Here is a 14,135-nt window from a genome sequence, read left to right on the forward strand (position 1 = left end):
CGTTCGGCATGCGCCCAGCCTGCGACCTGAACCGGGGTTCAGGTCAACCCGGTTCCGGTGTCCGGTGGGGTGAGCCGGCTCTCGTCACGCGGTCTGCAGCGCCTCGCCCACTCCCTTGACCAGTCCCGAGAAGTGCTGGTCGGCCAGCAGGTGGCCGGCGGTTATCACCAGCGCGATCGGCCACTCGATGACCTGGAACGCGGCGAGCACGCCGAGGCCCGCGTAGTAGGCGATCTTGTCGGCGGGTGGCACCGCCACCTCGCCCAGCATCGGCACCCGCACGCGCCGGCTGTAGACCTCCACCGTCTCGCGGGCTCCGTTGAGGTGTCGCGTCAGTGTGCTCATTGCGGCCTCCCCGTTGGCTGCTGACCTCCGCTGGCTCCTGACCTACGCCGCTTTCCACTGCCGACCCCGTCCATGCGCTGACGACGGCGGAAACTTCCCCTGCTCGGGGGGCATAACGGACGGCACGCCGGGAAGGCGGGTCGCTGGACACGAGGCGTGGGAGGCGACATGGCGTACGACATGGCCAGCAGCACCGGGGAGCCGGGTCGGCGCCGGTCCGGCCGTACGCCTCGATGACGCCGGCTGGTCGCGTCGCCGCTCGGCTCCTCCCGCCGGTCGGCGTCCCGCGGCTGGTCGGGGAGGCCTCGCGGACCGTCGGCTCGGCCGCCTCGCGGCTGGCCCGACTGGCCGGCATCACCAACCGCCGGGTGTGGTCCCGGCCCGGCCGGCACCACATCGAGGTGCACGGCGTCTGCCAGGACGGCGGCGACGCCCTCGCCCGGCAGGTCGAGGGCGCGCTGGAGCGGATGCCCGGAGTGATGTGGGCCCGCGTGAACGCGCCGTCCGGCCGCGTGGTGGTGGCCGTGGAGCCGCCGGAGCCGAAGCTGCGCGACCTGATCGCCACGGTCGCGCGCACCGAGCGCACCTGCCCGTACGAGCCGGACCCGGAGGTGCCGCCGCCGCACCCGCCGGAGGAGGGCCCCCGAACCCCGCGGACTCTCGGCGCGCTCGCCTCCGACGCGCTGGGCCTGACCATCTCCGCGGCCACCCGGATCCTGCCGTTCACGCCGGTCCCCGGCGAGGTCGCGGGTCTGCTCGCCGCCGTGGACCTCCATCCGCGGCTGCACGCGCTCGCCGGCAAGGGCCTCCGGGCCGACCCGCGGGCCGACCTGCTCTTCCCCCTGGTCGAGGCGGTGGTGCAGGGGCTCACCGGCGGCTGGGCCGGGATAGTGCTCGACAGCGCCCAGCGGATCGTGCAGTGGGGCGAGGACCGCGCGCAACTCTCCGTCTGGGAGAAGGCCGAGCCCCGACTCACCGGCACACCGGAGCGGGCCGTCGCCCGAGCGCCGATCCTCGAGCGACCCCTGCCCAAGCCGGACAGCCCGGTGGAGCGGTACGCGGTGCGGATGCTCGCCGCCGGGGCGGTGGCCGCCGCGACCGCCGCACCGGTGGCCGGCCGGAAACGGGCGGCCGCGCTCGGGCTCTCCGCCCTGCCGAAGGCGCCGGGAAGCGGCCGCGAGGGGTACGCCGCCCAGCTGGGCCGGATCCTGGCCCGCCGCGGCGTGATCGCGATGGACCGCGGCGTGCTGCGCGAACTCGACCGGATCGACACGCTGGTGCTGGACGCCGCCGTGCTCGGGTCGGACCGCGGCGTCCTGTCCGACCTGGCGCCGCTCCCGGGCGCGGACACCGGGCAGGTGGCCGAGCGGGCGTTCGCCCTCTTCGACCCGGCGGCGCCGGACCGCCTGCACGAGGCGGACGGCTGGCGGATCGGTCCGCCGGACCGGTTGGACGCCGAGGACCCGGGTGACACCGACGAGAGCGCCCGGCTCCGCTCGGCCGGTGGCCGGCTGCTCGGCCTGGCCAACCGCGGCAGGCTCGCCGCCCTGCTGCGGGTGGACGCCGAACCCGCGCCGGGCGTCGACGGGCTGCCCACCGCCGCCCGCCACGCCGGGCTGCGGCTGGTGGTCGCCGGCGATGACCGCCAACGGTTCGGCTTCGCCGAGGCTGTGCTGCCCGGTGGTGACCGGCTGACCGAGTCCGTCCGCGCGCTCCAGCGGGACGGGGCGGTGGTCATGCTGGTATCCGGGGACCGGTCCGCGCTCGGCGCATCGGACTGCGGGCTCGGCCTGTCCGGCCCGGACGACCTGCCGCCGTGGGGCGCGCACCTGCTGGTCGGCACCGACCTGCGGGTGGTGGCCCTGCTCGTCGAGGCCGCCGGAGCGGCACGCCGGATGACCGCGCAGAACATCCGGCTGGCCCTGGCGGGGACCGGTCTCGGTGCGCTGGGCGCTTTCACCGCCGCCCCCCAGCAACTGCCCAGCCAGACCCTGCTCGCCGTGAACGGCGCGGCGGCCCTGGCCTTCGGCAACGGCGTGTGGCGGGCCAGCCGGCTGCCCAAGCCGGACGACGCGCCGGCGCCGGTGGCGACCGCCTGGCACCTGATGCCGACCGGGACGGTCCTCGACAAGCTCGACACCAGCCCGGACGGGCTGGCCGAGGCGGAGGCGGAGAAGCGACGTACCGGCGGGGGCGACGACGGGGCGGGTCAGGGCAGCCTGCTCCGGGCGTTCGTCGACGAGTTGTCCAACCCGCTCACCCCGGTGCTGGCCGCCGGCGCGGTGCTGTCCGCGTCGTTCGGGTCGCTGGTGGACGCCGCCCTCGTAGGGGGCGTGGTGGGTGGTTCGGCGCTCATCGGCGCCGTGCACCAGCGCAACACCGAGCGTTCGCTGGCCGAGCTGCTGTCCCGCTCCGCGGTCACCGCCCGGGTGCGGCGGGACGGCACCGAGCGGGTGGTGGCGGCCGACGACCTGGTGCCGGGGGACGTGATCCGGTTGGAACCGGGCGACGCCATCCCGGCGGACTGCCGGGTGATCGAGTCGGTCGGGTTGGAGGCGGACGAGTCGTCGCTCACCGGGGAGTCGCTGCCGGTCAGCAAGACCGACCGGCCGGTGGTTGCCGCCGCCGTCGCCGACCGGCACTCGATGCTGTACGAGGGCACCACGGTCGCCGCCGGTCACGGATCCGCCGTGGTCGTCGCCACCGGCGCCGACACCGAGACCGGGCGCAGCCTCGCGATGGCCCGGCAGGCACCGCCGACCGGTGGCGTGGAGGCCCGACTCGGCCGGTTGACCAAGGCCGCGATCCCGCTGGCGGCGGGCTCCGCGGTGGCGGTGGCCAGCGCGGGCCTGCTCCGGGGCGTACCCCTGGCGCAGACGGCGGCGACCGCCGCGAACCTGGCGGTGGCCTCGGTGCCGGAGGGCCTGCCCTTCCTGGTCAGCGCGGCGCAGTTGGCCGCCGCCCGGCGGCTCGCCGAGCACGGCGCCCTCGTCCGCAACCCCCGCACCATCGAGGCGCTCGGCCGGGTGGACGTGCTCTGCTTCGACAAGACCGGCACGCTCACCGAGGGGCAGTTGCTGCTCGCCGGGGTCGGCGACGACGACGGCAGCCGGTACGCCCCGGTGGACCGGCTCGACGACCGGCTCCGGCTCACCCTGGGCGCGGCGCTGCGGGCCACGCCGTTCGCGGCCGACCCGGAGGAGCTGGCGCAGCAGACCGATCGGGCTGTCCGGCGTGGCTCGGCGTCCGCCGGCGTGGTGGAGCAGACCGGTGCGCCCGGCTGGCACGCGGTCGGCGGGTTGCCGTTCGAGCCGTCCCGCGGCTACCACGCGAGCATCGGGGACAGCGAGGACGGCCTGCTGCTCAGCGTCAAGGGCGCGCCGGAGTCGGTGGTGCCCCGGTGTTCGTCCCGTCGCGTCGACGGGCGGGAGGAGCCGCTGGACGAAGCCGGGCAGGACGAGCTGCAGCGGCTGCTCGCCGACCGGGCCGGCGCCGGGCACCGGATCCTGGCCGTCGCCGAGTGCCGGGTGGACGAGCGGACGGTCACCGACGACGAGGTCCGCGACCTCAGCTTCGTCGGCTTCCTCGCCCTCGCCGACGGCGTACGCGAGAGCGCCGCCCCCGCCGTACGCCGGATCCGCCAGGCGGGTGTGCACACCATCATGATTACCGGAGACCACCCGGCGACCGCGGAGGCGATCGCCTCGACCATCACCGAACACGACGAGCAACGCGTGGTCACCGCCACCGAACTCGACCAGCTCGACGACGAGGCCCTCGCCGAGCGGCTGGCCGGCACCGACGTCGTGGCCCGGTGCACCCCCGCGCACAAGGTGCGGATCATCCAGGCGCTGCAGAAGTGTGGTCGTACGGTCGCGATGACCGGCGACGGCGCCAACGACGCGCCGGCGATCCGGCTGGCCGACGTGGGCATCGCTCTCGGTCAGCGGGGCACCCCCGCCGCCCGGGCCGCGGCCGACCTGGTGGTCACCGACGACCGGCTGGAGACCATCATCGCCACTCTGGCCGAGGGCCGGGCGATGTGGTCGTCGGTACGGCACGCGCTGAGCATCCTGGTCGGCGGCAACCTCGGCGAGATCGCGTTCAGCGTGCTCACCGCCGCGGCGACCGGCCAGTCCGCGATCAACGGACGACAGCTGCTGCTGGTCAACCTGCTCACCGACCTCGCGCCGGCGCTGGCCATCGCGGTCCGTCCGCCCGGAGCCGACCACGCCGACGGCCTGCTCCGCGAGGGGCCGGACACCTCCCTCGGCGAGACCCTGACCCGGGAGATCGGGCTGCGCGCCGCCGCGACCACCCTCGGCGCGACCGCCGGCTGGACCCTGGCCCGCTACACCGGCGGCACACCCCAGCGGGCCGGCACGGTCGCGCTGGTCTCGCTGGTCGGCACCCAGCTCGGTCAGACCGTCCTGGCCGGCGGCACCAGCCCGGCGGTGCTCGCCTCCACGGTGGCGTCGCTCGGCGTGCTCGGCGCGGTGGTGCAGACGCCCGGGCTCAGCCAGTTCTTCGGCTGCACACCACTGGGGCCGGTCGGCTGGGGCATCGCCGCCGGCTCGGCGTTCGGCGCCACCTTCGCCAACGGCGCGCTGACCCGGCTCGTGGAACGGCTGCCCCAGTCCGGGCAGGACGGACGCCCCGACGACACCACCGCCGGTTCGGAAGACGGCGGCGCGGCCACGTCGGGAGACAGCGGCGCGGCCACGTCGGGAGACAGCGGTGCGGCCACGTCAGGCGCCGGGGCCGGCGCCCCGTCGGGAGGCGGCGCGATCGTCGGGGCGATCGAGGGTTTCGCGCCAGACCTCGGCGGCCCCGACACCGACGAACTGGCGTAGCCACCCCCGCCCCGACCCGCCCGGACCCCGCCCTGACCCCGCCCTGACCCCAGCCGGCCCCCCGCCCTGACCCCGCCCGGCTCCCGCACTGACCCCGTTGATCAAGAGCTTTGCGTCAGGGCTGAGCCGATTCCTGACACGAAGCTCGTGATCAACGGGTGGGTGTCGCGCGGATCTGTCCGGGGGCGGTGGGCGGCACCGGCGGGTCGGGGCGCGCTGCTGGCGATCGGTGTGTGGGGGTGGTGCGGGTCAGGCGTGCTCGGAAATCGCCTCGATGAGGTCGCCGACCGGGCGCTCCGGCAGCGAACGGGCCACGTCGGCGACGGCCACGATGCCGACGAGCTGGTGCCCGTCGATGACCGGCAGTCGCCGTACCTTGTGCTGTCCCATGGTCCGCAGGATCTCGGCCGCGTCGTCGTCCGCGCCGATGGTCACCGCCTCGCCCTGGGCCAGCTCACCTGCCGTCACGTTGCCCGGGTCACGGCCCTCGGCCAGCACCTTCACCACGATGTCGCGGTCGGTGAGCATTCCCTTGAGCCGGTTGTCGGAACCGCAGATCGGCAGCGAGCCGACCCCCAGCTCGGCCATCCGCCTGGCGGCGGCCCTGACGTCATCCTGTTCGCCGATGCAGGTGACGTCGTTCGTCATGATCTCGCGTGCGGTCGGCATTGACGGGCACCTCACTTCCGGGGGTTGGTGACGGTTCTCCTACCCCGGCCCGCCCGGACCATGCGCCCGCATCGAGCGGCGCCCCGTCACGCCCCGTCGCCAGCCACTCCTCCAACTCGCGCACGTACTGCGGTGCCCACTTCGGGGTCCACCGCAGGAAGTAGACGCTCATCGACAGCGAGTGGACGGCGTGACCGAGCCGGACCCGGTCCTCCCAGTCGTCCGGCAACGCGCACACCTGGTGGTAGGCGTCGAGAAACGCGGCGCGCCCCTCCGGAAAGTCGCCGAAGACGTGCTCGTCGAGCTTGCCGAAATCGAGGAAGCGGTCCGCGTAGCGGCCGTGCTCGAAATCGAGCAGGCAGGCGATCCGTCCGTCGCGGAGGACGAGGTTCTGACGCCACAGGTCACCGTGGACCAGCGACGGCCTGACATCCGGACGTGCGGCGTCGATGGCGTGGTGCAGCGCCGCGGACAGGCCGTCGCGCCCGACGGAGGTGAGATCCTCCGGCGCCTCGGCCAGCTGGGAGTCGACGAGGGCGCGCAGAAACGTGCGGACGTCGGGATACCTCTCCGCGCCCAGCACGTCGCCGAACCAGGCGCCGGAGCAGGAGTGGACCCGGCCGACGAGCTGACCGAGGTCGGTGGCGAACCGCACGCGTCGGGTCGGGTCCATCGCCTCCCACGCCTCGTCGGCGGGCGTGCCGTCCTGGTACTCCTGCACCAGCAATGGTGCGTCGAGGGCGGTGCTCCGGGACAGGAAAGCCCGGAACCGCACCACGGGCACGCCACCCTCGGCGGCGCGCCGGGTGGCGGCGATCAGCCGCCGCGGGTGCTCCGGATCCATGTCGCGGATCGGCGTCTTGACCAGCAACGGGCCCTCGTCCGTGTCGGCGACCCACTGCCTGCTGGTGTATCCCGCGTCGAGCCGGCGGATGTCCGCGACCCGGATGCCGGGGCAGGCCTCGACCAACGCACGACGGACGACGTCGAACCCGACCGTCTCGCCCGCCGCCACCCTGTCACCGGCGGGCGGGTCGCTCTGAAGCACCGCCAGGTCGTCACTCACAACGGGAAGTGTGGCAGGCAGCCGCAGGTTCCTAACAGCTCTGCCGCTTGCGCGCGTGGCTACGCCGGACGGTGGTGAGGAGCCCGGCCCAGAAGAGCACCTCGATCGCGACCAGCACCACGACAACTGCTGTCTCAATCATTGAACGCTCCGCAGTTCTCCGAACCCCCACTCTATCGCCGAATGCTGGAGCCGGGTCGTCAAGGCGCTCGATCAACGGCAGTCGTAGAGACTCAGACGGCGAAACCCGCAGGCGCGCCTTCGCCGACGAGACCATCCACCGCTTCACGGAGGACGTCGGCGTGGCCGGTGTGGCGCGCGTACTCCTCGATCATGTCCAGCAACATCGCGCGGACGGTGGGCGTGCGGCCGTCCGGCCAGGTGAAGGAGGCTGGTCCGTCGAGCCCGCGCTCCGTGATGACCTCGGCAACGAGCGTGCGCGAGCGGTCGACAGCGCCTCGCCACACCGCGTAGACATCGTCCGGAGAGTCCAGCGCCCCGGTGCGCCATTCCCAGTCAGGATCGGCATCGAAGTCCACAGCGTCCCACGGGGCTCCGTAGTCCTGTCCGGCGAGCTTGACAGCGAGCCAGTCTGCCTCGACCAGGGCCATGTGCTTGACGAGACCACCGAGCGTCATCGAACTGGCGGCCGCGGTTGCGCGCAGGCCCTTTTCGTCGAGCCCCGACGTCTTCCAGGCGAAGGTCCGCCGATTGCGATCGAGGACAGACAGCAGGGACTCGGCCTCGGTGGGAGCTGCCGACGGGGAAGCCTGAGGAGCCGTCTCGCTCATGACCGGAGCATAGCCGGACCGCTCGTCCGTCGCTTACCGGCAGAAAATGGGGGGATGGAATTCTTCTGCTACCACCGTGATCGGCCCGGCTCTGTGGTTCTGCGTGGAGACCTCCTGAATGAGCACTGGTCCTACATGGATCAGTACGCGACGGAGATGATCGCCCGTGGCCGACCCTTGCCAGTGACGGCGACACGCCCACCGGAAGCGTGCACATCCTCGACCTGCCGGATCCGGCCGCCGCCCGCACGTTTGCCTTCGACGAGCCCAACTACCAGGCGGGTGTGTACCGGGACGTCCTGCTGCGCCGGTGGCGCAACGTGTTGGGACGCACGATGTGGGACTTCCCCGGTGGCCGGACCGGCGGCAAGCGGTACCTGGTGCTCGGCCTCAGCTCGGGGGAAGCCACCGATCTCGCCGTACCGCCCGACCGGGACGAGCTGATCGCGTACGGGCCGCTGCTGGCCGACAACGGCACCACCTGGCTGGGTACGGCGGTGCTGCTCAGGGCACCGAACGTGGACAGCGCACGGGCCGTCCTGAGCGCGGATCGGTACGCCGACGTCGAGGTCCACAACTGGCAGTTCGGTGGGCGGTCCTCCTGACCCGAGAACGCATTCGGCGACCACTCAAAACGTTCGAAAGTAGCGTGACTCCATGGGCGTGGAGAGCTGGGCGGGTGAGCCGGCGAGGTACAAGCAGTCCGAGCGCGCCGGCTTCGTGGAACTGCTGTTCGATGTGGTATTCGTATACGCCTTGACCCGGCTCTCTCACCGGATGATCTCTGACCTCGACTGGCGAAGCGCCTATGAGACCTTGGTGTTGGGCCTGGCGCTGTGGTGGGTGTGGTACCGGCTGGTATGGGCGACCAACAGGTACGACTCCACCCGGCCACCGATCCAGTTGATGGTCATCGTCACCACGCTCGGCAGCCTGCTGATGGCCATCGCGATCCCTGGGGCCTTCGGCAAGGATGGCCTGTTCTTCGCGGGGGTCTACGTCGCGGTCCAGGTGATCCGTCCGTTTTGGATCCGTCTGGCCGAGGTAAGTAGAGAAGTACGCCGGAACAGCGCGCGGGTCCTCTTCTGGACCCTCATTTCCGCGGTGCCGTGGATCGCCGGCGCCTTCACGCAGAACGAGGCGCGCCTGGCCTTGTGGAGTCTGGCCGTCGCCGTGGACTACGGGGGCGGGCCTGCTCGACTACCCCACGCCGCGCCTCGGCCGGGCCGGATTCCGAACCCGCCGGATCCAGGAAGAACATCTCTCGGAGCGTTACCGGCAGGTCGTCATCATCGCGTTGGGCGAGACGATTCTGATCTCCGGACTCCAGATCGGCTCGTACGGCGCGGAGCGGGAGCGAGTCGCGGCGCTGCTGGTGTCATTCGCCATCACGGTGCTGCTGTGGCAGATCTACTTCTACCGGGCGGGCGAGCTGCTGGTCGTCGCCATCGGGTCGGCACAATCGTCGGCGTACGTCGGCAGAGTCGCGGCATACGCGCACCTCATCATGGTGATCGGCATCGGCCTCAGCGCCCTCGGCGACCAGATAACCATCTCGTATCCGCTCGGCCACACCAAGCTGGCCTGGGTCATGGTCATCCTCGGCGGTCCTGCGGTGTTCCTGCTCGGGCGGGCCCTGCTCGACTACGTAACCTTCAGCCGCGTCTCGTGGTCCCGACCAATCGGACTGCTGACGCTCGTCGCGTTGACACCCGTGGCGCTCCTGCTTCCCCCGATCCTGGTCGCCGTCGCGGCCACCGCCGTACTCACCGGAGTGGCCATTTCCAACGTGATCTCATGGCGACTGTTCCCGCGAGCACCCAAACCCGCAGCGCCGGGCGAAATATCCGCCCACTGGCCGTGATCGATACGCCGACGGCGGCTCTGCCGACGATCCGCCGACAGCCAGAGATGATCCCCGGGCCGGAGGGAAGGCGATCGAGGATGAAGACGGGCCGTGACCAGGCCAGATGGTGTGGTGGAGCCCAGGGGACTTGAACCCCTAAGCCGCGGGCCGGTGGCAGATCCATCGAAAGCGGACCCACCGACCCCCTGACCTCGGGCCCGCTCCTCGGTACCTCTCGACGTCTCGCATGCGTTGTCGCTGTTGGCTGTGCCGGATCTGTGCCCGATGATCTTCGGACACCCTCCGGCGGCGATTGCCTGACTGCGCGGTACGCAGGTCGCGAGCCTCGGTCGGTTGGTCGAGGCTGTCGTGGTGCCATGGCTTGCTGTACCTGGATGCTGTCCTGAGGCACGGCAGAGGGCCCTACAAACCCTTGGGCTGACCACAGTAGGCGGCCCGCCGTCGGACGTCTGTACGATCGGCCACTACCATCCGGGCCCCGACGACGACGACAAAGTCGCGCAAACCATGTACCTTCGTCGGGTTTAGGCCAGCGCCTCGCCGATGACACAGCTTGCGGAACCCGCCTGGCGTGTCGTCGGTGCGACCCCCGCCATGGCCCGAGAGGATGAGTAGATGGTTGCCGGTTTGACGCTAGTGTGTCCGGTTCGTGGCCGCCTGAAGGCGAAGTCACGGAGCGCTGACGGGCTGAAGCCTAGCGAGGAGCGGCTCCGAGTGGAAGCCATCCGCTACCTGATCGCCCGGGGCTACCCGAAGGAAAACATTCGTGTCGAGGCTGTAATCAAGCGTTTCGGCAACAGTGGCCGGAACAGCTTTAGGGCAGATATCGTCGTATTAAACCGACCCGTTGCATCTCTTCCTTCTGACGACATCGACCGCTTGCTCAGTCACGCGGTAGTTTTGGTCGAGGTCAAGCGTGAAAACAGCGCAGCTAACGCGGCGAAAGCATTCCAAGTACTTCCGATGCTGGACTTCGCGCAACGTGAAGATTGCGTCGCAATGTATTGGGATGACGTTGAGCAGCGGGTCTACTGGCACACGCGGCATCGAGGCGTCAAGAAGCTCCACGAAGGGCCGGCGTCGGACCTACCGGGTCCGGGCCAGAAGCCGGGAGCAACCCGGCTCACCTTCGATTCGCTAGACCCTGACCGTTCACTGCTCGATATCTTCTCCAGGATCGAAGACATCCTTCACTCGGCCTCCATTGGTCCGAGCAAGCGATTCAAGGTAATGCTTCAGCTGCTGCTGGCGAAGCTGTACGACGAGCACGAGCATTCAACAAGGCCAGACAGCCCGCTCGAACTTCAGGATTTCGGGGCTCTTGAGGTCGACCCAGCGACCGCACTTAGCGTTACTAATAAGGTTCTCAAGCGGGCGGTTACGTACTATCAGAAGTTTTTGCCTGAACCCGTCGAAGAGATGTTGCCGTTGCCCGGTCCGGTTCTGGTAGATGTGATGAAGCTTCTCGCCCCGATCAAAGTCGTGGCGATGAAGCAGAGCGTCATCCAAGACTTCTATATGTACTTCGCGCGCCACATCTACAAGTGGGATCTGGCGCAGTATTTCACGCCGACGACGGTCACGGAATTCGTTGTCGAGATTCTCAATCCCCGTTTTTCGGAACACGTAAAGGATCCCGCCTGCGGTAGCGCCGACTTTCTGACGGCGGCATTCCGTCGAGGCCAAGAGCAGGGCTGGCCCGACTATGCTTCCAGCATCTGGGGTGCCGACATCAGTCCAGAAGCGGTGCAGGTAGCGGTAATCAACATGATCCTTAACGGGGACGGGAAGACCAACATCTACAAGGAGGACAGCCTCCTTAAGATCAGGGCTAATGTTGCGACGTGCGACGTCGTAATCTGCAATCCACCGTTTGGAACCTCAATCGTCGAAAAAAACCCTGAAACCCTAGAGAACTTCGACCTAGGGCACCATTGGCAGCTTGACGGGAACGGTCGCTGGGTGCCGGGGGAGAGTCTTCTTGACAAGCAGGAGACCGGTATCCTCTTCGCAGAGGCTTGCGTTCAACTGCTTCGCCCTAGTGGCCGTTTGGCTCTAGTTGTCCCTAACGGGTACCTGGGTAACCGCTCGGCACGCTATAGCCACTTCCGAGAGTGGCTACTTCGCAATTGCCGGGTTGCCGCGATCATTGGACTACCTCGGTTCACCTTTAAGGGTTCGGGTGCCGACGTATCAGCTAGCCTCATCTTCTGCGAGAAGCGTGAATCGCCGCTAGCGAGGGCTTCCGACTCTGAAGACTATGACGTTGCTGTAGAGGTGATCGAACGGGTTGGTTGGACGTTAGGTGACAAGAGAGGAGCGCCGCTTTACAAGAGGGACGCTGCTGACGGGACTCTCGTCCTTGATGAGGACGGTGACCCGATCCTAGATGCTGAGTTCGGCGACGTTCTCGCGCGAATCCGTGCTAGCGATGCTGGCCAGTTCTTCGACTGGCTGAATACCGGACTTACGCCGCCGGCCGTGGATGCCGAGGCGGGCTGGACCATCTCGGTACGGGACGTCCTGGACGACGCAAACTTGACGCTAGACCCTAAGCGGCACTGCAAGAAGTTCTCGGACCTCCGCACTCAGATTCAGTCGAAGCGTCATTTCAGACTCGGTGACGTTGTGACGTTCATTCCGGAAGGAACGACAGTTGATGGGGCGCGGACAAGCATCTCTCCTGAAAGCACGTACCGTCATGTCGAAATTGCCGATGTCGGTGTAGGCACCTACCGCTGGCATGACCGCTTGGGTTGGGAGCTGCCGTCTCGGGCTAGGCACTTGGCGGCTCCGGGGGACATCTTCGTGGGGTCGATCTGGAGCAGCGTGACGAAGTGGTTCCTCGCGGGCGAGGACTGCGCGAACATGATCGTCACGAATGGTTTCCACCGGATGCGTATTAGGCCAGAGTGCGATGAACTCGTTCTTGATTTAGTAGTCGGACTGTGCTCCGAAGCTTACGCGACGCAAATGCGTGGTCTCGCACGCGGATCAGACGGCCTTGCTGAAATCGCCCTTACCGATCTCGCGGAAGTACTACTCCCTAGGATTGAGGATGAAGAGCTGCGTAAGGAGGTAAGCCCGTTTGTTGCCCAGCTAGTGGCTGGGTTTACAACGATCGAGGCTAAGGTCTCCGCTCTGTCGTCTGGCGCAAGACTACCCATCCCGCGTATCGCTCCTAGGGCTGACCACACGTCAATCATCTAATCGGCCTCAGCCATCCCGTGTGCCGTCGACCCGCTCTCCGGGGGGCGGGCCGCCGCCCGGCCCGCCACCGTCAAGCGGACCTTGACACAGGCTCGGACGCTGGCGGGCCGGGCGGTGGTCTGCTCGGCTTGCCCGGGTCGACGGCAGGCGGGATGGCCTACCGCAACCACCCACGGACCGCGACCCGCCGACGGAGCCCCGGCCATCCTGGAGCCGGAGCGCCCCCGCCGGAGGCGCAGTAGCCGCAACCTCGCGACCGCCGCCAGTTCGCCGACGCGGCCGTCGTGCGCTCCCTACGCCGCGCGGGCTCGTGGCCGCGCGGCCCGGCCGGCTGCCGGCCCACCACCTCACCCGTCAACGGTCTGTCTGTCCGCGGCGGCCCTCTGGGCTTCCCGCTTTCCGCGCCAGCCGCCGGGCGTTCTGCGTGACGGCCGCAGAGCGACAGCGGCAGCGGCCGGCGCGCGCCCAGGCGGCGGCGCGTGCGGCCCGTTAGGGGCCGCCTTGAAGACGTACAGAAACTTTGAACCACGTCGCCGGCGGCCGGCCGTCTCGTACACCCGTTCGATAGGCTCCCGGCGTGGACGTGCGTGGCCGCTGGTGGAACGGGGCGTGGGGCAGGATCGCTCGCCGAGATATTTGGCTGGTCTTCGACGGCCAACGGTGGCGGGTACGCGGTCGCCTGGGAGGAGACGGGGGCAGAGAGGTCGCTTACGACTTCGCCGACGAGAGCGCGGCTCGCCTGATGGTCGACCGGATGATGACTACATCTGCCGGTAGGTGGCGTGATCTCACGGAGTCCCTGCGGCGAGAGTCCGACCGTCGGAATGTCGACTAGCCACGACGCGAACCAATTCAGCGGCAGGAGTCGGCGCGAACCTGCACGCCGCACCAGGTCGGCAAGTCCGCCTCCCATACTCGCCAGCCGCTCGCTGATCGCCGAGTCTCAAAACGCCACGCGTGTTCGGTGCCAGCCATGCTTGTAGGACTGCCCCACCAGATCGGCCGGACGTGCGCAGTCACCTTCACGCGGTTATCGCCCTGGTCCTCGACGTCGAACGGTCCCACCATCTCGAGTTTCGACGGCACTCGGGCACGCTCCAACTCGCCGCGGTAACGACGCCACTGCCGGAGCAGCTCGTCACGGCGTCCATCGACCAGAACTCTCGACAGCCCCAGTTCCTCCCCGCTGCTCATCTGAAGTACGTAGACAGTCACCGCCGCCTCTGGGCTCGCCTCGCCTCGCTCTGCCTCCACCTGCTTGTGGACTGCCCACGACACGGGCACGGCCACGACACCGGTGCATAGGACGGCCACAAGCGAGAGAACCACCCAGG

The 14,135-nt window shown here is 69.3% G+C and carries 9 protein-coding genes and 1 pseudogene; 4 read left to right on the forward strand and 6 right to left on the reverse strand.

Annotation, left to right across the window (positions count from 1 at the left end; genetic code table 11):
- Positions 1-84 precede the first annotated feature (84 nt).
- Entirely contained in the window at positions 85-345 is a 261-nt protein-coding gene (locus tag O7603_RS21395) for a hypothetical protein (RefSeq protein WP_281571583.1), read from the reverse strand.
- Positions 346-578: 233 nt separating this feature from the next.
- Between O7603_RS21395 and O7603_RS21400 the strand changes: the two are divergent.
- A pseudogene (locus O7603_RS21400) lies at positions 579-4,979 on the forward strand (HAD-IC family P-type ATPase); the annotation flags it as partial.
- A 468-nt stretch (positions 4,980-5,447) separates the two neighbouring features.
- Here the strand turns inward: O7603_RS21400 and O7603_RS21405 are convergent.
- The 3 genes from O7603_RS21405 to O7603_RS21415 form a co-directional block, all read right to left on the reverse strand.
- Complete coding sequence (locus tag O7603_RS21405; RefSeq protein ID WP_281571584.1) at positions 5,448-5,867, reverse strand: CBS domain-containing protein; 420 nt, start codon at positions 5,865-5,867, stop codon at positions 5,448-5,450.
- On the reverse strand, positions 5,809-6,933 hold the full coding sequence (locus O7603_RS21410; RefSeq protein ID WP_281571585.1) for an aminoglycoside phosphotransferase family protein: 1,125 nt from the start codon (positions 6,931-6,933) through the stop codon (positions 5,809-5,811). Before O7603_RS21410 ends, O7603_RS21405 begins: the two co-directional genes overlap by 59 nt.
- A gap of 233 nt (positions 6,934-7,166) precedes the next feature.
- Entirely contained in the window at positions 7,167-7,724 is a 558-nt protein-coding gene (locus O7603_RS21415; protein WP_281571586.1) for a DinB family protein, read from the reverse strand.
- Between the two features lie 209 nt (positions 7,725-7,933).
- On the opposite strand from O7603_RS21415, the gene O7603_RS21420 reads away from it, so the two are divergent.
- The gene (locus O7603_RS21420) at positions 7,934-8,329 is read left to right on the forward strand and encodes a hypothetical protein (protein ID WP_281571587.1); all 396 of its coding nucleotides are present in this window, start codon (positions 7,934-7,936) and stop codon (positions 8,327-8,329) included.
- A gap of 201 nt (positions 8,330-8,530) precedes the next feature.
- Here the strand turns inward: O7603_RS21420 and O7603_RS33060 are convergent, their stop codons facing one another.
- Positions 8,531-8,671 carry a hypothetical protein gene (locus tag O7603_RS33060; protein WP_348651028.1) on the reverse strand — a complete coding sequence of 47 codons (141 nt, stop codon included), beginning with the start codon at positions 8,669-8,671 and terminating at the stop codon, positions 8,531-8,533.
- 245 nt (positions 8,672-8,916) lie between these two features.
- On the opposite strand from O7603_RS33060, the gene O7603_RS33065 reads away from it, so the two are divergent.
- Both O7603_RS33065 and O7603_RS21430 read left to right on the forward strand, forming a co-directional pair.
- Positions 8,917-9,588, forward strand: a complete 672-nt coding sequence (locus O7603_RS33065; protein WP_348651083.1) for a low temperature requirement protein A — start codon at positions 8,917-8,919, stop codon at positions 9,586-9,588.
- 618 nt (positions 9,589-10,206) lie between these two features.
- Positions 10,207-12,801, forward strand: coding sequence for an N-6 DNA methylase (locus tag O7603_RS21430; RefSeq protein ID WP_281571588.1), 2,595 nt, complete (start codon positions 10,207-10,209; stop codon positions 12,799-12,801).
- An 852-nt stretch (positions 12,802-13,653) separates the two neighbouring features.
- Here the strand turns inward: O7603_RS21430 and O7603_RS21435 are convergent.
- A complete protein-coding gene (locus O7603_RS21435) occupies positions 13,654-13,995 on the reverse strand; it encodes a hypothetical protein (protein ID WP_281571589.1) in 342 nt (113 codons plus the stop codon).
- Positions 13,996-14,135: the final 140 nt, after the last annotated feature.

Origin of the sequence: Micromonospora sp. WMMD812, from assembly GCF_027497215.1 — a bacterium.
Lineage (GTDB): Bacteria > Actinomycetota > Actinomycetes > Mycobacteriales > Micromonosporaceae > Micromonospora.

Bases quoted from the DNA above. Each gene is read 5' to 3' on its own strand.
- O7603_RS21430 (WP_281571588.1), top strand. From the start codon at position 10,207: ATGGTTGCCGGTTTGACGCTAGTGTGTCCGGTTCGTGGCCGCCTGAAG.
- O7603_RS21395 (WP_281571583.1), bottom strand. From the start codon at position 345: ATGAGCACACTGACGCGACACCTCAACGGAGCCCGCGAGACGGTGGAG.
- O7603_RS21415 (WP_281571586.1), bottom strand. From the start codon at position 7,724: ATGAGCGAGACGGCTCCTCAGGCTTCCCCGTCGGCAGCTCCCACCGAG.
- O7603_RS33060 (WP_348651028.1), bottom strand. From the start codon at position 8,671: ATGGCCATCAGCAGGCTGCCGAGCGTGGTGACGATGACCATCAACTGG.
- O7603_RS21405 (WP_281571584.1), bottom strand. From the start codon at position 5,867: ATGCCGACCGCACGCGAGATCATGACGAACGACGTCACCTGCATCGGC.
- O7603_RS21435 (WP_281571589.1), bottom strand. From the start codon at position 13,995: ATGAGCAGCGGGGAGGAACTGGGGCTGTCGAGAGTTCTGGTCGATGGA.